The organism is Rhodopirellula bahusiensis, from assembly GCF_002727185.1.
In the GTDB taxonomy this organism is placed as follows: domain Bacteria; phylum Planctomycetota; class Planctomycetia; order Pirellulales; family Pirellulaceae; genus Rhodopirellula; species Rhodopirellula bahusiensis.
Window position 1 is genome coordinate 45991 of sequence record NZ_NIZW01000032.1, and the last position, 23495, is coordinate 69485.

General features: G+C 55.6%; 14 protein-coding genes and 1 pseudogene. 11 read left to right on the forward strand and 4 right to left on the reverse strand.

The window, feature by feature from the left end; translation table 11 throughout:
- Positions 1-116 precede the first annotated feature (116 nt).
- The 7 genes from CEE69_RS27675 to CEE69_RS27710 all read left to right on the forward strand — a co-directional run bounded on the left by CEE69_RS27675 (position 117) and on the right by CEE69_RS27710 (position 11585).
- The gene (locus tag CEE69_RS27675; RefSeq protein WP_099263803.1) at positions 117-1352 is read left to right on the forward strand and encodes a DUF1559 domain-containing protein; all 1236 of its coding nucleotides are present in this window, start codon (positions 117-119) and stop codon (positions 1350-1352) included.
- 13 nt (positions 1353-1365) lie between these two features.
- On the forward strand, positions 1366-1632 hold the full coding sequence (locus CEE69_RS27680) for a hypothetical protein (protein ID WP_008659341.1): 267 nt from the start codon (positions 1366-1368) through the stop codon (positions 1630-1632).
- Positions 1633-1677: 45 nt separating this feature from the next.
- On the forward strand, positions 1678-4152 hold the full coding sequence (locus CEE69_RS27685; RefSeq protein WP_099263804.1) for a family 78 glycoside hydrolase catalytic domain: 2475 nt from the start codon (positions 1678-1680) through the stop codon (positions 4150-4152).
- A gap of 282 nt (positions 4153-4434) precedes the next feature.
- Positions 4435-8235, forward strand: coding sequence for a family 16 glycoside hydrolase (locus CEE69_RS27695; RefSeq protein ID WP_099263823.1), 3801 nt, complete (start codon positions 4435-4437; stop codon positions 8233-8235).
- A gap of 2 nt (positions 8236-8237) precedes the next feature.
- On the forward strand, positions 8238-9632 hold the full coding sequence (locus CEE69_RS27700; protein ID WP_099263806.1) for a sulfatase family protein: 1395 nt from the start codon (positions 8238-8240) through the stop codon (positions 9630-9632).
- A gap of 230 nt (positions 9633-9862) precedes the next feature.
- On the forward strand, positions 9863-11185 hold the full coding sequence (locus CEE69_RS27705) for a sulfatase family protein (RefSeq protein ID WP_099263807.1): 1323 nt from the start codon (positions 9863-9865) through the stop codon (positions 11183-11185).
- A gap of 205 nt (positions 11186-11390) precedes the next feature.
- On the forward strand, positions 11391-11585 hold the full coding sequence (locus tag CEE69_RS27710; protein WP_037226076.1) for a hypothetical protein: 195 nt from the start codon (positions 11391-11393) through the stop codon (positions 11583-11585).
- Positions 11586-11669: 84 nt separating this feature from the next.
- Here the strand turns inward: CEE69_RS27710 and CEE69_RS27715 are convergent, their stop codons facing one another.
- From CEE69_RS27715 to CEE69_RS27725, 3 genes are all read right to left on the reverse strand, one after another.
- Positions 11670-12902: a DUF1559 domain-containing protein gene (locus CEE69_RS27715; RefSeq protein WP_099263808.1), complete on the reverse strand. Its 1233-nt coding sequence runs from the start codon at positions 12900-12902 to the stop codon at positions 11670-11672.
- 504 nt (positions 12903-13406) lie between these two features.
- Positions 13407-14879 carry a DUF1501 domain-containing protein gene (locus CEE69_RS27720; protein ID WP_099263809.1) on the reverse strand — a complete coding sequence of 491 codons (1473 nt, stop codon included), beginning with the start codon at positions 14877-14879 and terminating at the stop codon, positions 13407-13409.
- Between the two features lie 6 nt (positions 14880-14885).
- The gene (locus CEE69_RS27725) at positions 14886-17339 is read right to left on the reverse strand and encodes a PSD1 and planctomycete cytochrome C domain-containing protein (protein WP_099263810.1); all 2454 of its coding nucleotides are present in this window, start codon (positions 17337-17339) and stop codon (positions 14886-14888) included.
- 478 nt (positions 17340-17817) lie between these two features.
- On the opposite strand from CEE69_RS27725, the gene CEE69_RS27735 reads away from it, so the two are divergent.
- From CEE69_RS27735 to CEE69_RS27760, 4 genes are all read left to right on the forward strand, one after another.
- The gene (locus CEE69_RS27735; protein ID WP_099263812.1) at positions 17818-19821 is read left to right on the forward strand and encodes a hypothetical protein; all 2004 of its coding nucleotides are present in this window, start codon (positions 17818-17820) and stop codon (positions 19819-19821) included.
- Between the two features lie 34 nt (positions 19822-19855).
- Complete coding sequence (locus CEE69_RS27740) at positions 19856-20605, forward strand: SGNH/GDSL hydrolase family protein (RefSeq protein WP_099263813.1); 750 nt, start codon at positions 19856-19858, stop codon at positions 20603-20605.
- Positions 20606-20663: 58 nt separating this feature from the next.
- Entirely contained in the window at positions 20664-22103 is a 1440-nt protein-coding gene (locus CEE69_RS27745) for a sulfatase-like hydrolase/transferase (protein WP_099263814.1), read from the forward strand.
- A gap of 811 nt (positions 22104-22914) precedes the next feature.
- Complete coding sequence (locus CEE69_RS27760; RefSeq protein ID WP_233215711.1) at positions 22915-23373, forward strand: glycoside hydrolase family 78 protein; 459 nt, start codon at positions 22915-22917, stop codon at positions 23371-23373.
- Positions 23374-23377: 4 nt separating this feature from the next.
- Here the strand turns inward: CEE69_RS27760 and CEE69_RS27765 are convergent.
- A pseudogene (locus CEE69_RS27765) lies at positions 23378-23495 on the reverse strand (IS5/IS1182 family transposase); the annotation flags it as partial.

Here is a 23495-nt window from a genome sequence, read left to right on the forward strand (position 1 = left end):
ATAGTCGCATACGAGCGGATTTGTGGTGGCTGGAACTGTGGTGCCTTCGTTTACCGCGTTCAGCATCCACACGCTCGTTTCACTCTTCTCTCTTATTCGATTTGGGATTGTCCAAGATGAAACGAAAGCATTCTGGCTTCACACTTGTTGAGCTGCTGGTGGTCATTGCGATTATCGGTGTGCTGGTAGGACTTTTATTGCCGGCTGTTCAAGCCGCACGGGAAGCAGCTCGCCGTATGAGCTGCAGCAACAACTTCAAGCAAATTGGGTTGGGCATCCACAACTATCACTCGGCTTACAACGGAATGCCAATTCATGGCACCGGGACGGACCGAGTCGGTGGCCAGCAGATCTATGCAGGCGACAACAGAACCGACAGCATCAACCGCCGCGGATCGTTCCTGATCAGCGTCCTTCCATTCATTGAACAGCAAGCATTGTGGGAGCAAATCAGCAACCCACTCGGTTTCAACGCGGACGGCTCCACGAGAGCGACTCCATGGCAAGCGATGGGGCCCGGCGTGGCACGTATTGATTATGGACCTTGGGGAACAACAATTCCAACGTTCCGTTGCCCGAGTGATCCAGGCAGCGGTTTGCCATCGCTCGGCCGAACCAACTACGGTGCCTGCACCGGTGACTCGTCCGTAATGTCACGCGAAGGGCCCATCAATGTCACACTCGAATCGCGCGGCGCAACGGTTCCCTACACCGAAAACAATTCGACTTTGTCGCAGCGTTCACGCAAAGTCCACCGCGGAATGTTTGTCATGACCCGGCAAATGAAGTTCCGCGACACCCTGGATGGTCTCAGCAACACGATCATGTGTGGCGAATTGGCAACCGACCTTGGTGACCGCGACGTGCGAACGTCTTTCCCAACCGCCAACGCCTATAACGATCGCAGTGGACACGGCCGAGCCGAATGTCGCCGCAACCCTCGATACATGGATCAATTCCATGATCCCGCGCGACCTCAATTTTGGATCGCTGCTGCAGGATCTTCCGTGAACGTTGCAAACTCTCGCGGTTACCGCTGGCACGACGCTGTGCACATGCATTCGCAAGTCCACACAATTTTGCCGCCTAACTCCGGCGTGTGCACGGGCGGATACACCAGTAACGATTCGAACGTCACCGTCTCGAGCCGTCACCAAGGTGGCGCACACGTTCTGATGGGCGATGGTGCGGTGAAGTTTGTCACCGACAGCATCGAAGCGGGTAACAGCAACCAAGCCATGATCTCCTATCACGGTTCGCCCGCAACGGTTGCTGGTGCTCAAAGCCCCTACGGATTGTGGGGAGCCTTGGGCACTCGTGCGAACAAAGAAGTCATCGACTCAGAGTTCTGAGTCAAAGTTGTCCATGTTTCGAAAGCCTCGCTACCGTTGGTGGCGAGGCTTTTTCCTTTCCTACTTTTGTCTTCAAAACCAGGTCTGTTTATCGATGTTCAAGACACTTCGTTTGGCAATGTTGCTGCTTCCATTGGGACTCATCACAGCATGCGGATCCTCCGAACCCACCAATGATCTGGCCGATTTGGACCAGTCCAAGATTGACGAATACAACGCGATGATCGCGGCGGAAGCGAAAGAAGCGACTGAAGCCGGTGACATCGGCAAAGGCGAATAGCCGATTTTCTCCCCGCCTCATCCCCACCCTCCTGAGTTCTACACCGTGAAGTACAGTCGAATTGTCGTTGGTTTCATTCTGTTGTTCGTTGCCGATACGCTTGCTCAAGCAGACGACACGTTGGCGACCATCACCAAACCGCAGTTTGACGCCAGTGTCGAGGAGGCGCGCGACAGCTTCCTCAGTCGTGGCTACACACCTCTGTTCAACGGCCAGGACCTGTCCGGTTGGCGGAATCCGTATCCCCACGGAGAAGCGTCCGTGGTGGATGGCGAAATTCACCTGACGGCGGACAAGAAGTTCTTCTTGGTAACAGAGAAGAAGTACTCCAATTTTCGGCTGAGCGTTGACATTCATTTGCCCGAAGGACCATCCAATTCGGGCGTGATGTTTCGCTGTCATGTGGACGAAGATGCGGAGAAGAAGGTGTACGGGTATCAGGCCGAATGCGATGGCTCTGAGAGACGTTGGTCTGGCGGACTGTTTGACGAAGCGAGACGCCGCTGGATTTGGCCAAGCACAAAAGGCCGTTCGACCAAGCAATTCCTTGCTCACGAAGAGGAGTCGAAAGACTTCTTTGCCGAACCACGTGTCCGTGACGCACTCAATCGCAACGGTTGGAATCGCTACACCATCACTTGCATCGATGATGTCATCACGATCGAACTCAACGGGGTCCAGACCGTTCGCTTTCGAGACGCGATGGATTCCAGCGGTTTCATTGGCATTCAGCACCACGGCGAAAAGGGACAAACCTATCGCTTCCGCAATCTGTTCATCAAAGAGTTGCCATTGATCCCGGCGAGCGAACATGTGTCGCTGACCGAGCACGAACCCGTGTCGATCAAACGGATCAACGACAAAGTCACGCTGATTGATTTCGGCAAGGTCGCGTTTGGGAACATCGTCATGCCTGTTCCCGCCGACGGACGCGGGACGGTCAACGTGCACTTTGGCGAGAAACTCAAAGAAGGACGCATCGACCGAACTCCCCCCGGAACGGTTCGGTATGGAATGACGTCTGTGCGTCGAGGGCAGCAACGAGGCAATTGGATCGTGCCAACGCCCGTCGACGAACGCAACATTCAACAATCGGGACGGATGAATGCGAATCCGCCCGCGGTCCTGACGCCATCCGCATGGCAGCCCGTGATGCCGTTTCGCTGGATCGAGATCGAAGGGCTCGAAGCAGATTTCGCGTTTGATCAAATTCGTCGACGTGCCGCATATTCAAACACATGGAACGATGACGCGAGCTCGTTTGAATGTTCCGATGAAACACTCAATCGCATCTGGAATCTGTGCAAGTACAGCATCAAAGCCACCACCTTCGCGGGCGTTTACGTTGATGGTGACCGAGAACGGATCCCTTACGAAGCCGATGCCTATCTGAATCAGCTCAGCCACTATGCCACGGACGATCACGTCACCATGGCCGCTCGAACCTTTGACTGGTTGATGGAAAACGGCACGTGGCCGACCGAGTGGGCTCCACACATGGTTTTCATGGCTCATGCGGAATGGATGAACTCTGGAGACACAAAGTGGTTGCAACAACGCTACGAATCACTGAAGTCAAAAACGCTTTTGCATCGCAGCGCCGATGATGGACTGGTTCGCAGTGCTGAGCTGGATCGCAGTCGCCACGACATCGTCGATTGGCCCAAAAAAGAACGCGACGGGTTTGTGTTCACCGAGATCAACACGGTCGTCAACGCCTTTCACATCGAGGCCCTGAAGCAAATGACCGAGATGGCAACGGCGGTGGGAAAGACCGCGGACGCGGATGCTTTCGTGGGCCGCGCCGATTTGGCCCAATCAGCCTTCCAAGCGACGCTGTTCGATGAAGAGGCTGGCATCTACCGCGACGGAATTGGCACGGAACACAGCAGCATTCATGCGAACTTCTTTCCGTTGGCGTTTGGCTTGGTGCCCGACGAGAAACAGGCCGGCGTTGTCGAATGGCTGAAAACCAAAGGCATGGACTGCAGCGTGTATGCGGCTCAGTACTTCATGGACGCGTTGTTTCAAAACGGCGGCGAGCACAAGGCGTTGGCGTTGATGCTGGCCGATGGCGATCGCAGTTGGAAACACATGGTCAACAGCGGAACCACCATCACCTGGGAAGCTTGGGAGATGAAGTACAAACCCAACCAAGATTGGAATCACGCTTGGGGTGCCGCACCAGCGAACCTCTTGCCGCGTCACGTGCTTGGCATCCAACCTGTCCGCCCAGGTTGGGAGCAAGTCCTCGTGCGTCCGTGCTTGGGCGACCTGAAATTCGCTCGCGGAAAAGTGCCAACCGAGCATGGCCCCATCCATGTGGACTGGAATCGCGAATCGGGTTTCAAGCTTTCCGTCGAGTTGCCCGAGGGAATCACCGCAAACTTGGATTTACCTGATCTGGGCGACATGCAATCGGTTTCAGTCAACGGATCGCCTGTTTCCGTGACAAAAAAACAGAACCGATGGGTTCTCGATGGCGAATTCAGCGGCTCGATTTTAGTCGAGGCCAATTGAACGAGCCCTCAGAGCATCTATGATCATCTTGGCGACGGCAGTCTATACGTTTAGCTGCCGTCCCAAGTCCCACCACAACGACCCACCTCCGCAGGCTCCCCGCCTGCATCGTCAACGCATTCAACATGTTCGTTGCATCAGCCCGAGTGAACCGCTCGAGCAAGCCGTTCCATGCATGACGCGATCGAAAGCGGCGTTTGATCGACACCAAGCCCTGGTCCAATCGAAGGTCAGCTTGGAACGACGCCAACTTGTTTCCTCCCACCCATTTGCAAAGCCACCGTGACCTACATCGGATATTTGACACGCGCGTGTCTCGTTCTTTCGTTTGTCTGTTCTCTTTCCGTCCAGGCGGAAGATTCCTTTGAAAACTTGTTCAACGGAAAAGACGTTTCAGGATGGGCCGGGAACGACTCCTTTTGGTCCGTTCGCGATGGAGTCATTCATGGCGAAACCACGAAAGAGAATCCAACCAAGGGCAACACGTTCTTGGTGTGGCAAGGCGGAGAGGTCGGCGATTTTGTCTTCAAAACCAAAGTCCGTTTTCGCGGCAACAACAGCGGCGTGCAATATCGCAGCGAACTGATCGACCCCAAAGACTTTGTCGTCAAAGGCTATCAAGCGGACCTGCACAAATCGGCCGACTTCTTTGGAATGCTCTACGCGGAAAAATGGCGTGGCATCGTCGCCAAACGATTCCAAAAGGTCGAAGTCGGTGCGGATGGCAAACCCAAGGTGGTCGGCGAGGTCGGTGACCGCTCGCAAAAGCTGGTCGATTGGGAATGGAATGAACTGACCATCATCGCGGTGGGCGATCGGCAAATTCACCAGGTCAACGGCGTCACGACGATGGACCTGACCGACAATCACCCGGAAGCTCGCCGCAGCGGAATTCTAGCGTTGCAGTTGCACGCCGGGCCGTCGATGACTTGTGAGTTCAAAGACGTTCAACTTCAAAAGCTGGATGCCGCGAACGCCAAGTCCGTGTTGAACTCCTACGTGCAAAGTGGAGCTGCCAGCAAAGGCAAGAACGCCAAAAAACCTTCGGCCGCAACCGCGTTTGATTGGGTTGCCAAGTCACCAACACCAAAATGGATTTGGCGTCAGGATCAACCCTCATCCAACGACCCGCTCTATCTGCGGCATCAGTTCGAATTCATGCCCGAGGGATCCAAAGAAGCCATTCGCTCGGCCCGCTTGTATGCCACCTGCGACAACGAAGCGACCGTTTGGATCAATGGCAAACCCGTCGGCGATTGTCCCGATTGGAAGTATCCCATCAAACAACTGGATGCTCGTCAGTTTGTCCGAGCAGGCAAGAACCAAATCGCGGTGAAGGCCGGTAACCGTGGTGGCGTGGCCGCTTTCGTTTTCAAACTCGAAGTCGAAACCGAGGATGGAACCGTTCATCAAGTCATCTCGAGCCCGAACTGGAAACTGGCCAACGCAGCCACCGGTGATTGGAAGACCGCCGATTACGATGATTCCAAGTGGAACGTTGCCGCCAAGTCGCTGGGCAATTTTGGAAAATCACCATGGGGAAAACCGGGCGTCGGAACGGACCAGGCATCAGGTGACACTTCATTCAGTGCCGATGAAGTCACGGTGGCCGATGGATTCAAAGTCGAACTCGTTTACCAAGTTCCCAAAGTCCGCCAAGGAAGTTGGGTCTCGTTGACGACCGACGATCAAGGTCGCTTGTACGCCAGTGATCAAGGCGAAGCAGGTTTGTATCGAATCACGCTCGATGAAAGCCCTTCCAACGCAACCGGCGAATCAGGCGTCAAGGTTGAGAAGATGCCCGTGAAGGTGTCGGGAGCTCAAGGCATGACCTGGCACGACGGTGCGTTGTATTTCAATCGCGGAAGCAGCCCGATGTATCGCGTCACGGATTCCACCGGCGACGGTTTGCTGGATCACGCCGAAGAATTGTTTGGCACGCATGGTGGCGGAGAACACGGGAACCACGCGGTGATTCCAACCGAGGACGGTGACGCTCTTTATGTCGCCGCGGGCAACCACACGAATCTGCCGGACGAGTCCATCATCGCTGGATCACGCGTCCCGACCTGGAACGAAGACCTGCTGTTGCCACGCGAATGGGACGCCAACGGACACGCTCGCGGTCGACTCGCACCCGGCGGTTGGATCACCCGATTCGATCCAAAGACGAACAAACATGAAGTCATCTCGATGGGGTATCGCAACCAATACGACATCGCACTGAACCGTGCCGGCGACCTGTTCACTTATGACGCTGACATGGAATGGGACCTCGGTTCGCCATGGTACCGCCCGACGCGAATCAATCACGCCGTCAGCGGATCGGACTACGGATGGCGAAGTGGTTCCGGGAAATGGCCGGAGTACTACGAGGATAGCTTGCCAGCCGTCTTGAACATCGGCCCCGGCAGCCCGACCGGTGTGGTCGGCGGCCAAGGAGCCAAGTTCCCCGCCAAGTATCAAGATGCGATCTATGCACTCGATTGGACCTTTGGAACGATCTACGCGATTCACTTGGATCCCGATGGGGCTGGCTGGAAAGCTCACCAAGAAGCGTTTTGTTACGGAGCACCTTTGCCTGTGACCGATGCCATCGTGGGCAAGGACGGTGCGTTGTACTTCACCGTTGGTGGACGTGGCACTCAGTCCGCTCTGTTCCGAATCACGTACGAAGGCGACGACTCGACCGAACCCGTATCGGCCCCGATCCCTGGTGAAGAAGCTCGCCAACAACGCCGAAGCTTGGAAGTCTTCCACGGGAAAGAGCACGCGGACGCAGTCGCCAAGGCTTGGCCCCATCTTTCGAGCAACGATCGTTGGCTTCGATACGCGGCACGAATGGCTGTCGAGTCGCAACCGACCGAGCAATGGGTCGACAAAGTCTTCGACGAATCCAACACGCAAGCCCGGATCACCGGCGCTGTCGCTCTGGCACGTCGTGGGAATGAATCCCATCGGTCCGACTTGGTGAACGCGTTGCTGAAAATGAACCCCAGCGAATTGCCCAAACCGCAACTGCTCGGACTGCTGCGAGCCTACGCTTTGACCTTCATTCGGCTTGGTGAACCAACCGCGGAAGAACGTGAACGGGTCATCGAAGAGCTCGATGCCTTGCTTCCGAACAAAAGCAAAGACGTGAACACCGAACTGGTTCGCTTGCTGGTCTATCTGGAATCACCCACGGTGATCGACAAAGCAATCGCCATGATGACGGACGCGAAACCGACGCCTCCGGCTTGGGTGGAAAACGTTGATTTCCAACGCAACCAACGTTACGGTTCGCGAGTCGTGAAGATGCTGGAGAACCAGCCGCCATCTCACGAAATCAACTACGCCTTCATGCTGCGAAACCTGCGTGATGGTTGGACGATGGACAATCTTCGGGCGTACATCCAGTTCATCAACCAAGCCGCGAAATACAGCGGTGGCAACAGCTACGGCAAGTTCCTCGCGAACCTGCGAGACGAAGTGTTGGGGCATCTCAGTAACGCACAGCGGGAAGAACTTTCCGACATCAGCGGCGAAGACTTCAACCCTGTCCCCGACTTTGAAATCACCGCTCCCAAGGGACCAGGCAAAAAATGGACTTTGGCAGAAGCGAGCAAGCACACCGGCGGTGCCTTGCGTCAGGCCAACTATGAAAGCGGCCGCAACCTATTCCACGCCGCACAGTGTGCCTCTTGTCACCGGTTCGATGGACTCGGGGGCGACATCGGCCCCGACCTGACAACGGTGAAGAATAAATTCAACGCCAACTACTTGCTCGAATCCATCATCGAACCCAGCAAAGTCATCAGCGATCAATACGGATCCAAGGTGGTGTTGCTGGAAGACGGTCGCGTGCTGACCGGGTTGATGGTCGAAAATGAGGACCGAATCGAAATCCATCCCGTCAGCAAGGCTGGCGAGACGGTGAATCCAGTCGTCGTGGAACCGGACGAAGTCATCTCAGCCAAAGACTCGCCGATTTCGCAGATGCCGACGGACATGTTGAATTCTTTGAACGCCGAGGAAGTTCGTGATTTGATCGCGTACTTGCTTTCCGGTGGTGACCCCAAAGCCAAGGTGTATGGGCGATAGTGATGAGCAAGCTCAAGAACTGTTTGACAGGACTGGCGATCACGGTTTTCTTCGGTGCTGCAATTGCAACGGCGAAGGACACCGAACGCCAGCCCGACATTGTGGTCTATCTGGCGGATGATTTGTCCGCCTCGGACTTGGCACTGTATGGCGGCACCAATATCGAAACGCCCGCCATCGATCATTTGGCTCAGGAAGGCATGACGTTCGATCGTGCCTTCGTGGCCAGCCCATCGTGTGCCCCGAGTCGGGCCGCGTTGTTGACGGGGTTGATGCCCGCACGAAATGGCGCGGAGGAAAACCACTCGTACCCACACGAGGACGTGTTGAAACTGCCGGTCGTCTTGAATGAATTGGGCTACCAGACGGTGGCGTTCGGAAAGGTGGCTCACTCGCGAAGTGCACCGGACTATCAGTTCGATACACACGACCGAGCACAGGACATTCCCGCGGTGCGAAAGAACGTCCAGGCGTTTCTCGAAAGCCGAACCGATTCGCGACCGCTGGCGTTGTTCGTTGGAGTTTCCAACCCGCACGTTCCCTGGCCCAGTGAATCCACCGTGGACCCGAATTCCATGTCGCTGCCGGTGAAGCTGCTCGACACGCCACAAACTCGAGTCCAGCGATCTCGCTACCTGCAAGAGGTCAAGGACTTGGACGCCTACCTCGGTGAGCTGCAACAGTTGGTTGACAAACACCTGTCCGAAGATCGTTTGTTTCTGTTTTCGAGTGACCACGGGGCTCAGTTCCCATTCGGAAAATGGACGCTCTACGACGAAGGCATTCGCATCCCGCTCATCGTTTCTCGCGAAGGAATGATCGAGGCTGGTTCACGCACCGACGCGATGGTCAGTTGGGTCGACATCTTGCCAACCTTGATCGAAGTCGGTGGTGGCGAAGTGCCCCAAGGCATCGACGGGAAATCATTCTCCGGAGTCCTGCAGGATCCATCCAAACGTCATCGCGAGCGCATCTTCACGACGCACAGCGGCGACAAGATGATGAACGTCTACCTGAGCCGCAGCATTCGCACCGACCAGTACAAATTGATCTGGAACCCGCACCCCGAGTTTGCGTTCACGACGCACATCGATTTGTTGCTGCGTGCCACATCAGGGGACTACTTCAAGGAGTGGACCGAGGCGGCCAAGAGTGATCCTCATGCCGCAGACGTTGTCGCAAGCCATCACGGACGACCTGAGTTTGAACTGTTCGATCTTACGGGCGACCCGAACGAAACCAAGAACTTGGCCGACGATCCAGAACTGGCCAGCGTTCGATCGCGTCTGCTGGCTGAACTGAAAGATTGGATGCGAACTCAAGGCGACGAACTGACGGTCTTTCACAAACCGCTCATGCTAGACGCTCCCGAAACATGGGTTCCTCGCAAACCATAAACAGTTCAGTAGGAAAGACCAACACGACGATGCAAGCCGTTTGCGGCGTTAGGACTGTGCGGGAAATATGTGGCATAGGCTTCCAGCCTGTGATTGCGCAATACACAGGCTGGAAGCCTATGCCACACTTTCTGTCCGACACTTAATCGACGCTGCTTGCTTCGAACCTTCCCGACCCGCTTGAGTTGCGATCGAAAATCACTGCACCTGAAAGAATGAAGTTAGAAAGCATGAACTGTATCCGAATCTCCCTCATCGCCGCGTGTTTGGTCTTGATCGCCGGAGCTTGGCCCGCTGACCAAACGCAGGCCAAACAACCCAACGTTGTTTTCTTGTTGAGCGATGACCAATCGTGGACCGATTATGGGTTCATGGGACATCCGCATATCCAGACACCCAACATCGACCAATTGGCGAAGTCTGGTTTGGTGTATGAGCGAGGTTATGTCACAGCGCCACTTTGCCGGCCTTCCCTGGCAAGTCTCGCGACCGGTTTGTATCCGCATCAGACCGGAATTCGCGGCAACGATCCCGTGATGCCGACCGGCCTGAACCGCAAAACGAACAAGCAGGTCTTTGCATCGCTGCGGAAGCAAATGACCGCACCGTTGCACGAGCAGCCCTCGTTCATCCGGTCGCTCAAGGACAACGGCTACGCAACTTTGCAAACCGGAAAGTGGTGGGAAGAAGACCCGCTGGATCTTGGTTTCACCGATGCCATGACCCACGGCGACGTTTCGCGAGGCGGACGTCACGGCGATGTGGGTTTGCAGATCGGGCGAACCACGATGAAACCGGTGTACGACTTCGTCGATTCCGCCGTGGAGGACGAAAAACCATTCTTCATCTGGTACGGAGTCTTCCTGCCGCACGCACCGCACAACGCTCCCGACCGTTTGTTCAACAAGTACAAAGACATCGCTCCCAATGAACCAACCGCTCGTTACTGGGCCAATGTGGAATGGCTGGACGAAGGTTGTGGTCAGATCATTCAGTACTTGAAAGACAAGGGACTCTACGAAGACACGATTTTTGTCTACACCTGCGACAACGGCTGGGTGCAAGATCCCAACCGGATGAACACGAGCATTCGCTCCAAGCGTGAGCCCGTGGAAGCTGGGATTCGGACGCCGATCATCATCACGCATCCCGGGGCCGTGAAGCCTCAGCGAGATTCATCCACGCTTGCCAGCAACATTGATGTCGCTCCCACCATTCTGAAAGCCTGCGGGATTGAGCCTCCCAAGGAAATGTCCGGCTTGGACCTGCGTGATCCCGAGGCACTGCGTCAGCGAAACAGAATCTTCGTGGACGTCTACGACCACGACAGTGATCTTGAACAACTCGATGACATCGACAATGGCTTGCAAGCTCGTGTCGTCATCGACGGATGGGACAAGCTGATCGTCCGACCAAGCGGCAAAGAACTCTACGATCTCCAGGAGGATCCAGATGACAGAAACAATCTCGCTGCACAGGACGCTGACAAAGTCCAACGTCTGTCAAGCATCGTCGATGAATGGCTCGAGAACACGCCAGCCATCGGAAAGTGATCTCCGCGAACACGGCTCAAGACGGCTCATGATGCATCACACTCCTGATTGTTTTCGGCCTCAAGAATTTGGCGTTTCGCTTTCGCTACTTCAATAATAAGAGTTCGCAGGATCGCATCGTGATGCTAGGATTCAAGCGATCAATCATCCCCTTTTCTTTATGAAACCTTTGGTTTGATAATTCGCTTTTCCGCAGAGTAATACGATGAAGTTGAGTGTGAAGAAAGTCAGCTGCCTGGCACTGATGATGAGTTGCTTGGGGTGTGGCGGATCACAGCCTGTCAATGTGAAAGACAGCGCAGATGAACAAAGCATCGAAGAGTACAAGGAAATGGTCGCGGCAGAAGAAGCCGCGAACGCTGGCTCGGAAAAGAACGGCGTGAAGCCACCCAAAGAGTGAGTCGGGCACCAGCTCGGTGATACAAAAAACGCCCGGTCAGCAATTGCTGACCGGGCGTTTCCTTTTGCGTGTCGATCAAGTGGATCAGAATTCGCCGTCGATGACTTCGCGTGACGCACGAGTTCCCAGGGCTCCCCACAAGCCATAAGGGCTTTCGGATCCAGGAGCGTTGTTGAACGCCGCGGTTCCCCATTGATAGACCATACGGTTCGTTTGATTTCCGGCTTCGATCGAATCGGTAATGAACTTGACCGCACCGTCACCCATCAGGATATGAGCACCACCTTGGTGACGACTGGACACCGACATCAGGTTGTTGCGGTTGACGGCACCAGCGGAACAAATCTCCGAGTTCGGCGGCCGAACCGTGTGCACCATCGAGAACACTGGGTTGAAGCTGGCCCAACGGTATCCGCGACCTGAGGTTGCTCCGACAACGGGAGCTTCGGGACGCCAGAATTGAGGACGTTCGGGATCGAGGTGTTGCTCACACCAATTTGGTGTCACAACGATGGTCCAGTGGTCGTTGTTGGTGCTGTAAGTGCCACCGGAGGTCAGGCTGGTTCGAGCGTCTTTGTCACCCAAGTCCGTGGTCAGTTCGCCCATGGCAATGGTGTTGGACAATCCATCGAGCACATCACGAAACTGAGTCAACTTGTGAACAACGAACATGCCACGATGGGCGGCGTTGGTTCGCTGGGAAGTGGCCGAGGTGGCTGCGTATGGCAGAACCGGCGAATCGTTCCGTACATACACGAATCCATCACGCATGTAGTCAGTTGAGTCGCCCAGGTTGGCGGCGTAGTTGGTCCGTCCCAATGAAGGCAATCCTTTGCCAGGATCGCTTGGGCAACGCAGCGTTGGGACGTCGGTTGCCCACGGAACGTAGTCGATGTTTTCAGGTGTTGGTCCCATGGCAGGAAAATCAATTGTGCCGTCGCTGTCGAAGTCGTTCGGGTTGGCAATCAACTCCCAAAGTCCCTGTTGCTCGACAAATGGCATCAATCCAACCAGCATGCTCAGTCGCATGTTGTTACCGGTCGTTGTGTTGACCCACGGATGAGTGGCAACCGTGGGGTGGGTTCCGCCGCCATGCATTGGCAGTTTGTTGTAGGCGGAATGGTAGTTGTGCAGGGCCAGACCGAGCTGCTTGAAGTTGTTGCTGCAGCTCATCCGTCGAGCGGCTTCGCGGGCGGCTTGGACAGCGGGCAGAAGCAAGCCGACCAGCACTCCGATGATGGCGATGACAACGAGGAGCTCAACCAGCGTGAACCCCACGCGAGTCCCGCGGTGCGGGTGTTGGGAAGTGGATTCCATTGAAGATTCTCAAGAGTGCGATAAGAAAACGGTGATGCCAATGCTCGCTCGAAAGACAGCGAGAAAATCGTCACCGAATTCATTCCTGAGAATGTTCACACAATTTGCGCAAATTCATCTGAATTGAAGAGTTTTCTCAGAAATCATTGATGCCATCACCCTCCCGCGAGGCCGAGCAGCATTCTGAGACCGCTTTTCGCCCCCTCCCGTAAGAGGTCGTGCAGGTTTTAACTGCTGTGTTGCCAAGCGTTTATCATCACCCTCCCCCTGGAAGGGTCGAGCGAAGCGAGGGGAGGGTCGAGCATCGGAACCAGCGCGTAACCCTCCCCGGCCCGAGGCGGGCCGACCCTCCCAAAGGGAGGGTGAAATAAAACTGCACGACCGCTGCGCGGGCGGGGTTCTCAAGACAGTACTGACGCAGCACTTCAAAACGGCACGACTCTCCCCAGCCAGACCTCTTCGATGCCAAGAGGTCGGCTTTACCGGAGAAGCCTTTGAATCGATTTAGGCAATGATCTCTTTGACCACTCGAGCGGGCTCGACTCCGGTCAATTTCTGTTCCAGTCCTTGGAACGGGAATGTGAGCCGTTTGTGGTCGACGCCAAGAAGATGAAGCATCGTGGCATGCAGGTCACGAACATGAACCGGGTCGGCAACGACGTTGTAGCTGAACTCATCCGTCGCACCGTGTCGTATCCCGCCTTTGACGCCGCCGCCTGCCAACAAAGCAGTGAAGCACCTGGGGTGGTGATCGCGACCATAGGTGTCCATGTCCAATTTGCCCTGGCCATAAACCGTTCGGCCGAATTCACCGGCGAAAACCACCAGGGTGTCTTCGAGCAATCCACGTTGCTCGAGATCTTTCAGCAGCGCTGTGGTCGGTTGGTCAACATCCTGGCACTGCCCGGGCAAGTTCGCCGGCAGCTTCGAATGATGATCCCACCCGCGATGGAACAACTGGATGAAGCGAACATCGCGTTCTGCCATCCGACGGGCCAGCAAACAGTTGCGGGCGTAAGAACCCGGGTTGTTCACTTCTTCGCCGTACATCGCCAGTGTCTCGGGAGACTCGTCGGAGATGTCCGTCAGTTCGGGGACCGACGTTTGCATCCGAAACGCCATCTCTTGTTGAGCGATGGTTGTTTCGATTTCGGGGTCACCGATCTCACCGAAGTGTTTGCGGTTGAGGTCGCCAAGCGAATCGAGCATGCGCCGCCGAATCGCTGGATCAATGCCGCTGGGGTTGGAAAGAAACAGAACCGGATCGCCCGACGTTTGGAAGCTGGTGCCCTGGTGCTTGGACGGCAAGAAACCGCTGCCCCAGAGACGCGAGTACAACGCTTGCACGTTGACCTTGCCGCTCCAGTAAGCCGATGGCATCACGATGTAGTCTGGCAAGTCCTTGTTCAGCGTTCCCAATCCGTAGCTCAACCAGGCTCCCATGCTTGGTTTGCCTGGCAGTTCCGTTCCGGTGCAGAACGCGGTTTTGCCCGGGTCGTGATTGATCGATTCGGTGTGCATCGAATCAATGAAGCACAACTTGTCGACTTGCGTCGAAAGGTGTGGCAACAGATCGCTCATCCACATGCCGCTTTCGCCTTGTTGCGAAAAACCAAAGCGACTGGGGACGATCAGTTGTTCTTTGCCGCGTGTCATGGCGGTCACACGCTGGCCTTGGCTGACCGATGGCGGCAACGGTTGGTTGAACTGTTTAACCAGTTCCGGCTTGTAATCGAACAAGTCGATTTGGCTGGGAGCTCCCGCCATGAACAAGAAGATCACGCGTTTTGCTTTGGGGGCAAAGTGGCAACCCGTCGGGATATCGGATGGTGCACCGGACGCGGCGCTGGGGGCCGCGGCGCTTGCGAGCTTTGGTCCCAAGACCAACGATGCGAGCGCTGTCGTCCCCAGTCCCATGCCGGCATTGGCCAAGAACCGACGACGATTTTCGCTTGTCGAGCTGATGTGATTATGCATGGCGATTCAATCTTTGGTCTTGGTGATATCGAGGTTGTAGAGCGTGTTGCACAGCACCGTCCAAGCGGCGAGTTCAACTTTGTCTTGAGGCGAGTCGACGGACACTCCCTCGCACAAATCGTCAACCAGTTTGGGTGAGCTGGCGTATTCGTCACGCAAATCGTTCAGCAGCGTTTGCAGAACGTCGACCTCTTTCGAATCTGGGAGTTTGGCCGTGACGGTTTCATAGGCGAACAGGATTCGGTCCTCGGCAGGTTCAGCCAAAGTGGACTGAGCCAATTGCCGGGCAGCCCGAAGGTATTCGCTTTCGTTGAGAAGCAACAAAGCCTGGGTCGGCGTGTTGGTTCTTTCGCGGCGAGCAATGCAAGCGTCACGATTGGGTGCGTTGAGGATGGTCATTTGCGGTGGCGGCATCGCACGTTTCCAGAACGTGTAGATGCTGCGACGATAGATCGATTCGCCCTGGTCGGGCCGGAAACGTTCGCCCGTCATCGAAACCGCTTTCCACAACCCGTCCGGCTGCGGAGGTTTGACACTCGGTCCGTGCATTCGCGTGGACAGCAGTCCGCTCGAAAACAGAATTTGATCGCGAATCATTTCGGCATCCAACCGATAGCGTGGGCCGCGACTGAGCAACCGATTTTCCGCGTCCGCTTTGAACTCATCCGGAGTGGCTCGCGAAGATTGCCGATACGTTTTGCTCATCACGATTCGCTTGAGCAACGCTTTGACATCCCATCCTGACTCGACAAACGACACCGCCAATTCATCCAACAATTCAGGATGGCTTGGGACCTCGCCTTGGTTGCCAAAGTCCTCGGACGTCTTGACCAGCCCGACGCCGAAAAAGAGTTGCCAGAAACGGTTCACCGCCACGCGTGCGGTCAGCGGGTTTTCAGGAGCCACCATCCAATTCGCCAAATCCATGCGGGACGGTGTTTCGGATTGGGGCTTCAGCGGCGGCAGGAATCCAGGGACGCCGCGTTGGACTTCTTCCCCGGGAGCGTCGTACTGCCCGCGAATCAGAACGAACGTCTTTCGGACCTCGTCGCGTTCCTTCATCACCATCGCTTTTTCGACCGAACGCTCGACGGCATCTCGATCACGTTGCTCCTGACCGCGTTGTTTTTGAAGCGATTCCAAACGCGATTTCAGTTTCTCCTCGGGTTGGTTCGTTTGTTTCTCTTCCGAGCGAATCTGCTGATCGAGCTTGGCCAATTCCGCATCCAGGCGATCCAGTTCGGCTTGCTGAGCATCGGTGGGGAATCGAGCGAAAGGCTCTTGGAAACCATCCACGACTTTTCGCGGGTTGGTTTCGGGTTGGGCATCGATGTTGTTGAAAAACGCGTACAGCGAGAAGAAATCTTTCTGGGTGATGGGATCAAACTTGTGGTCGTGGCACTGTGCGCACTGAACCGTCAGTCCCATGAATGCGGTGCCGACGGCGGTGACGCGATCCAACACATTCTTGACGTGACTTTCTTCCGGCAACGCGGTTCCGCGATCGATGATCAAGTGCAACCGATTGAATCCGGATGCGATCAGTTGGTCTTTCGTCGGCTGAGGATATAAATCGCCAGCGATCTGGTCTCGAACAAATTCGTCGTACGGAAGGTCGTCGTTGAAAGACCGAATCACCCAATCGCGATAGGCGACGTGGTTGCGATAAAAGTCTTTGTGCATCCCGTTCGTGTCAGCGAAACGCACCAGGTCCAGCCAGTGGCGGGCGATGTGTTCTCCGAATTGAGGACGCGAAAGCAGGTCGTCGATCAATTCTTCCCACGCCAATTCGGGTGAGTTGGCGTAGGCCGATTCAAACTGGCGGATCGCTTCTCGGCTGGGTGGCAGCCCCGTCAAATCGAAAGTGACTCGTCGCAGCAAAGTTCTCGCGTCGGCTTCTTCTGATGGGCGACGCTGCTGCGACTCAAGCTTTCGAAGCACAAACTGATCGACCGTTTGTGCACTCCACTCAGCATGTTGGGTCACCGGTGGTTGGGGCCGTTCTGGGGCTCGGAAAGCCCAGAAGTCTTCGTAAACAGCACCGCTTTCGATCCATCGCCGAATCAGTTCCGTCTCTTCTTCGTTGAACGGCTCCAAGTGTGAATCCGGCGGCGGCATCAACATCGATTCATCATCGGCAGTGATCCGGAGCCAAACTTCACTGTCTTCAACCGAGTGAGGTTCGATCGCGTATCCAATCGCCCCCTCATCTCCATCGGGCTGGTCCAGTCGCAAACCTCCCTCTCGCGAATCGGCGTCTGGACCGTGGCAGGCGAAGCATCGGTTCGAAAGCAACGGCCGGATGTCGCGACTGAACGAGACCGATGATTCGTCCGCGATGAAAACCGATTCGGTATCCTCGGTCCCGCGATCGACGTCCTCAGCATGCGAGCGAATTGGCGTTAGCGAACCGAGAACCGTGGTGCAAAGGGCGGCGGCCAGCATCAAGACGGGTGGCATGCACGTCTCGCGGGCGAACCGATTTGGGAGATAGCCCCGTTGGAATGGCATAGGTGTTGATCAGCGTTCGGCGGCAGGGTGGTAGGCGGGATTCGATCAGTGTAGATCGAACGGGATCATTTGAAAGCACAGCGGCAAGTCTCGATGGAGTCCGAGCTCGCACGATGCCTCTGTGATTCTCCCGGCGAACGATCCCATTTTTGCGATCCAATTCCTATGACGTTTCACTTTTCGGAAATTTGCGTGGATTTTCGCGAAAACAACGCAACAGGTCGCGTCCATGTCAGGATGTAAGTGTCGAGTTTCAGTCGTTACTCATCGTTATTCGTTCATCCCTGAGTCAACGCATTTTCGGCACTGTGCTTCCTTGGTACCCACCTGATCAGACTCGGTACCCACCTGATCAGAATGGCCCGCAGGCAATGGCCATCTACACTCCCCACTCCCCTTCCCCAATGAACGATACAAAGACCACTCCATGGATCGACGTGAATTTGCCGGAATGACCTCGCTCGGCATTCTTGGCGGACTGGTAAGTGCGAACAAGTTGCTGGGGACGCGTCCCCTCTTGGCGAGTGGCTCGGATGCTGCGTCACAGAACCGATTGCCCGAGCAGGAACATTCGGATCTGCGATCGCTGGCGAAGTCTTTGCTGGTGGATTGGTGCGATGGCATGATCCGCCGCCAAACCGTTGCACCTGATGATCCGTCCGCGCACGGTGCTCTCCAATGTGACTCCTGCAGTCACATCCACGGTCGATGCAGCGATGCCTTGTACCCGTTTCTTCACTTGGCTCATGCGACCGGCCAACAGAAGTACTTGGACGCGGCACGGAATGTGTACGCGTGGGCGGAAAACAACGTCAGTCGAGAAGATGGTAGCTGGACCAACGATATCAACCCTCGTTCTTGGCGCGGGACCACCATCTTTGGCGCGATCGCGTTGGCCGAAGCACTGCACTACCACGGTGAAGTCCTAGATGCCGACGAAAAGCGTGCCTGGGAACAACGCTTGGACGAAGCAGCCGGCGGGTACTTGTTCAGCGACTTTCGAAAAATTGATTTCACGAATCTGAATTACGGCATGACGGCCGTCTACGGCTTTCATTTGTTCGGCCGCGTATTGAACAATGCCAAGTACACCGAACGCAGCCAGCAGCTCGCGGTCCGAGTCAAAGAGTTTTTCACCGAACCGAACAAGCTGCTCTGGGGAGAGGGAAAGCCCAACGACAATCGCAGCGGTCGTGGACTGCTGCCGGTTGATCTTGGTTACAACGTGGAAGAGTCACTCAATGGCGTGGTGCTTTACGCCTTGGAAGTCGGTGATGAATCGCTGCTGGATTTGTTGACTCAGTCGATGAATGGGCACCTGGAATTCATGCTGCCCGATGGTGCCTGGGACAACAGTTGGGGAACTCGTTCAGCCAAATGGTCTTATTGGGGCAGTCGAACCGCGGATGGATGCCAACCCGCGTTCGCATTGATGGCTGATCGCAATCCAGCATTCGAAACCGCCGCGATCAAGAATGCGGAACTGCTGAAACGATGCACGGCAGACGGCCTGCTGCACGGCGGTCCTCACTACGTCTCTCACGGGGTCAAACCCTGCATCCACCACACCTTTGCACACGCCAAAGCGATGGCTTTGGTGCTGGACAAGACACAGCCGACGGCGACGAAACACGAACTGAAACCGTTGCCTCGAGTGACGTCGGATGGTGTCAAGCACTTCGCCGAACTGGATGTTTGGTTGGCAGCAAAAGGCCCATGGCGAGCAACCGTGTCGGCGTATGACTCCATCTACAAAACCAAATCGGCCGATCACATCCAGCAACCCACTGGCGGCTCGCTCGCGGTCCTTCATCACGCCCAAGTCGGCACGTTGTTGGCATCCAGCATGGCTCGTTACATCCAAGTCGAACCGCTGAATCAACAACCGCAACCCGGCGAGGACTTCCCGCTCACGACTCGATTGGAACGACGCAACGAAGCGGGATGGTTCACGAATCTGTACGACCTCAAAGCCAACGTGACCTCCAATGCAACGGATGACCAAGTCCGATTCGACGTCACAACGACGCTGCAGGACGAAGACCGGCAGATCGACGACGAGCCAAATTCCCAGTGCCAGTTGAGCTATCGCATTGAACGTGAACGCGTGCTGATTACCGCCTCACCAGCCCAATCCGATCGCCAAGCAAATGCGTTTGCTTTGATCGTTCCCATCGTTTCAGCGACTAGCGAAACGGTCCGAAGAGTCTCCAAGAACCAGATTGAGATTGAAAAGCCGGAGGGCACAGTCGTCTGCAAGTGCAATGTGCCGTTTGCAATCCACGGTGGTGCCCAGTCGAGTGGTGTCCAGTCCAGTGGTGCTTCGTCGCGTGTTTTCAACATGGTGCCTGGAATGGAAGCGGTACCTCTGGTTGTGGAGTATCCTGGCGGAAACGTCAGCGAAATCCAGTTTGAGATTTCGGTTTCGTAGACTCGACCTCCATCCTTTGCCTTTCAGTGGTTCCATGCAGATTCTTGTTCGTGCGTTGATTGTCTTGACACTGGTTGCCTTCGCAAAAGGAGTTCCCTGCCAAGCCAAAGATGCAGCGACAGCACCGGCTGAGAAAGTCCAGCCCACGGAAGCCAACCCTTTCGCTGATCTGAAGCAACAGCTCAAACAAACCTGGCCGAACAACCGCTTGGTTCGATTTGTCTTTCACGGGCATTCCGTCCCCGCCGGGTATTTCCGCACGCCGATTGTTCGGCGTTTTGATTCGTACCCGGTGCTCTTTCACCAAGAACTTTGCGAGCGTTATCCAACCGCGGTGATCGATGTTTGCAACACCGCGATCGGCGGCGAGAACTCGGTCAGTGGGTCCAAGCGATTCGCGGACGATGTGTTGTCGTTGAAGCCCGATGTCATCTTCATCGACTACTGTTTGAATGATCGTCGCGTCGGCGTGGACACTGCTCAGGATTGCTGGCGAGAGATGATCAAGCAGGCGGTGACAAAAGACGTCATGGTTGTCTTGCTGACGCCGACTCCGGATTCCAAGGAAAACATCTTGGATCCCAACTCACCTCTCGCGAAACATGCTGAATCGATCCGGCAGTTGGCTGGTGAGTTTGACCTGCCGCTGGTGGATTCGTACTCGGAATTCCGACGTTTGGTAGGTGATGGCGATGATGTCACGGACTATCTCTCGCAGTCCAACCATCCCAACCGAGCCGGTCATCAAGTCGTGGCTGATCAGATTCTCGCGTTGTTCGAGTGACGCAAGTGGACCGCCACTTTCGCGTGATTCAGAACACGATTCCCAACACTTCCCCGGAATGATGATGTCGCATCGAGCTCACTGGCAGTCGGTTTTGTTGGCATGGACAACGGCGTTTTTCGCATGCATGCCGTCGTCCGCCACGGCTGATGATGCTGGTGCCGAACCGCCGAACATTGTCTTGATTTTGGCGGATGACCTGGGCTTCAATCAAATCGGAGCGTATGGTGACACCCCGATTCAAACGCCTCATCTGGATCGACTCTCCGCCAACGGAATCCGGTTCACGCAGGCCTATTCAGGCAACACGGTTTGCTCGCCATCCCGCGTGTCTTTGTTCACCGGTCGCGATGGACGATTGATGGACAACAATTCCAACACGGTCCAACTGAAAGACATCGACGTCACGATTGCTCATGTGTTGAAGCACGCCGGTTACGACACGGCATTGTTTGGTAAGTATTCCATCGGTTCTCAGATGGGAGTGACGGATCCATTGGCGATGGGGTTTGATACCTGGTACGGCATGTACTCGATTTTGGAAGGGCACCGGCAATACCCAACCATTTTGTGGCGTGACGGCAAGAAGATTCGAATCGAGGAAAACGAGGGCGGAAAGAAGGGTGCGTACGCACAAGCTTTGTTCACCAACGAAGCGATCCAGTACATCGAACAAGATCACAAAAATCCGTTCTTCGTACTTTTGGCGTACTCGTCCCCTCACGCTGAACTGGCCGCGCCAGCCAAGTTTGTCGAACGCTACAAGGATGCGTTTCCCGAGACCCGCTATGGCGGCATGTCCAATGGGACCGCGTCAGACAAATACGCTTGGTATTACCCTGAGCATGTTGAACGCCCGCATGCGACTTTAGCCGGTATGGTGACGGCACTTGATGCATACGTTGGCCAGATCTACCAAACGTTGCAATCCAAAGGCGTCGCGGACAACACGTTGATCCTCTTCACTTCGGACAACGGACCGCACGATGAAGGTGGTGGTGACCCGACATTCTTTCGTGCTTCAGAACCCTACAAAGGGATGAAGCGTGACTTGTACGACGGCGGCATTCACGTTCCGATGATCGCCCACTGGCCCGCTGCCATCCAGTCTCCACGAGTGGACGATACGCCGTGGGCGTTCGCCGATGTGCTGCCAACCTTCGCTGACATCGCAGGAGTTTCCTTCGACGTTGTTCCGCGAATCAAGACGAACGGAGTGTCCGTGCTACCGCGTCTTCGCGACGCCCCACGACCGTTGCCCGATCGGACTCTGTACTGGGAATTTGGCAAGCAAGCCGGAGACCCGAATTCCGGAGTGGTCGGCGAAGTCTACCAAGCGGCCCGTCGCGGTAAATGGAAAGCCGTTCGGTACGACATCGAGGGGCCCATTGAGCTGTACGACTTGGATTCCGATCCCGGTGAAACAGTGAACTTGGCAGCCGATGAGCGAGACCTGCGAGAAGAATTCACAGCGTTGTTCGAAGCCAACAAAGACTAAGAATCAACGCTCCGCAGCGACACCGTTTAGGCGTACGCGAGGGTGAGGGCTGAGCATGGGAAATGGCACGCACTCCCTCATCGGAAAGCTCGCTTTCCGCCCCCTCCCGCTGTGGCTTGTTGGTCGAGTCGGCAATGGGGTTTTAACGCATGTAGGATGGGCACTCTTGCCTTTTTGTACCCCACATCTTTTGGGAGCCGCTTGCGTTGGGAATACAAGCGGTTTAAGGCTAAACATCCCTTGCCGAGGAATCATTAGTGTTTGATTAGCGGCGATTAGTGTTCCCTTGACCGCTCTGGTGGAACACTAATCCACTCTGATCGGACACTAATCTTTGGTGTTTCGAGATGTGGGGTATAAAAAGGCACTCTTGCCCGTCCAAGTTGCGGATGTCGGCCAAGAGTGGCCAACCTACAGCAAAATCGACTAGCCCGTTGCCAACGGGCGAGGTTCGCCAGACGTGCGTGAGCACGACACTTCAAAACGGCACGACCTCCAGGGTGGCACGCGAAGCGAAGGGTGGGTCCAGCACTGAATCCAGCGCAACCTCCCCGGCCACCCCACTCCTCTATGGACTTGGCACGATCGTGCTGGTTGTTTGCGCAATCGCAAAGGTTTACCGCACAGCGTCGAGCTAGATTGGGGCTGTCCTGGCGACGCTAGTTCGCCGGACGAAGGTTTTCACATCCCTTAGCCGAGTCTTGCGTGAATAAGGTTGGCTGGCAAGATCGACGCCAGTCAGCACTGTTTCTCTTCAATTTGACGCGGCAGAGGGCGTTTTGCTGAGCTTTCCCCCATCCCGGTTTGACCATTGAAGACCCTCCTATCCCTTCTGTTTTTCGCGGCAACCACTGTCGCCGCCGCATCCGTTTCCGCTCTCGAGCCACAGCGACTGCGGTGCAAGTACCTCGAGAATCCGACCGGGATCGACATCACTCAGCCTCGGCTGAACTGGCAGGTCACGTCGGATCAACGGGGACAATCGCAGGCCGCGTATCGGTTGCTCGTCGCCTCTTCGGAAAAGCAGCTTGGATCCGACATCGGTGACCTTTGGGATTCCGGCAAGGTAGAATCCGATCAAACACTGTTCGTCGAGTATGCGGGCAGCCGACTTCCGAGTCGCGAAGAATGCGATTGGAAAGTCCAGGTCTGGGATTGCGCCGGCAACGCGACTTGGAGTGATGTCGCCTCATGGTCGATTGGGTTGCTCAACGAAAGTGATTGGTCGGCCGACCGTGGGAAAACTTCGCTTGGATCCCTTCGCGACTAAGAACCTATCCGAGAACCCCGATTCTACTGTAGACAAAATAGGCCAGAGCGATGTGTAGCCCAGCAAGATGGTTTTGAGTTTTCTTATCCCATCGTATTAGGATCGCTCGGAAGCGATTGAGC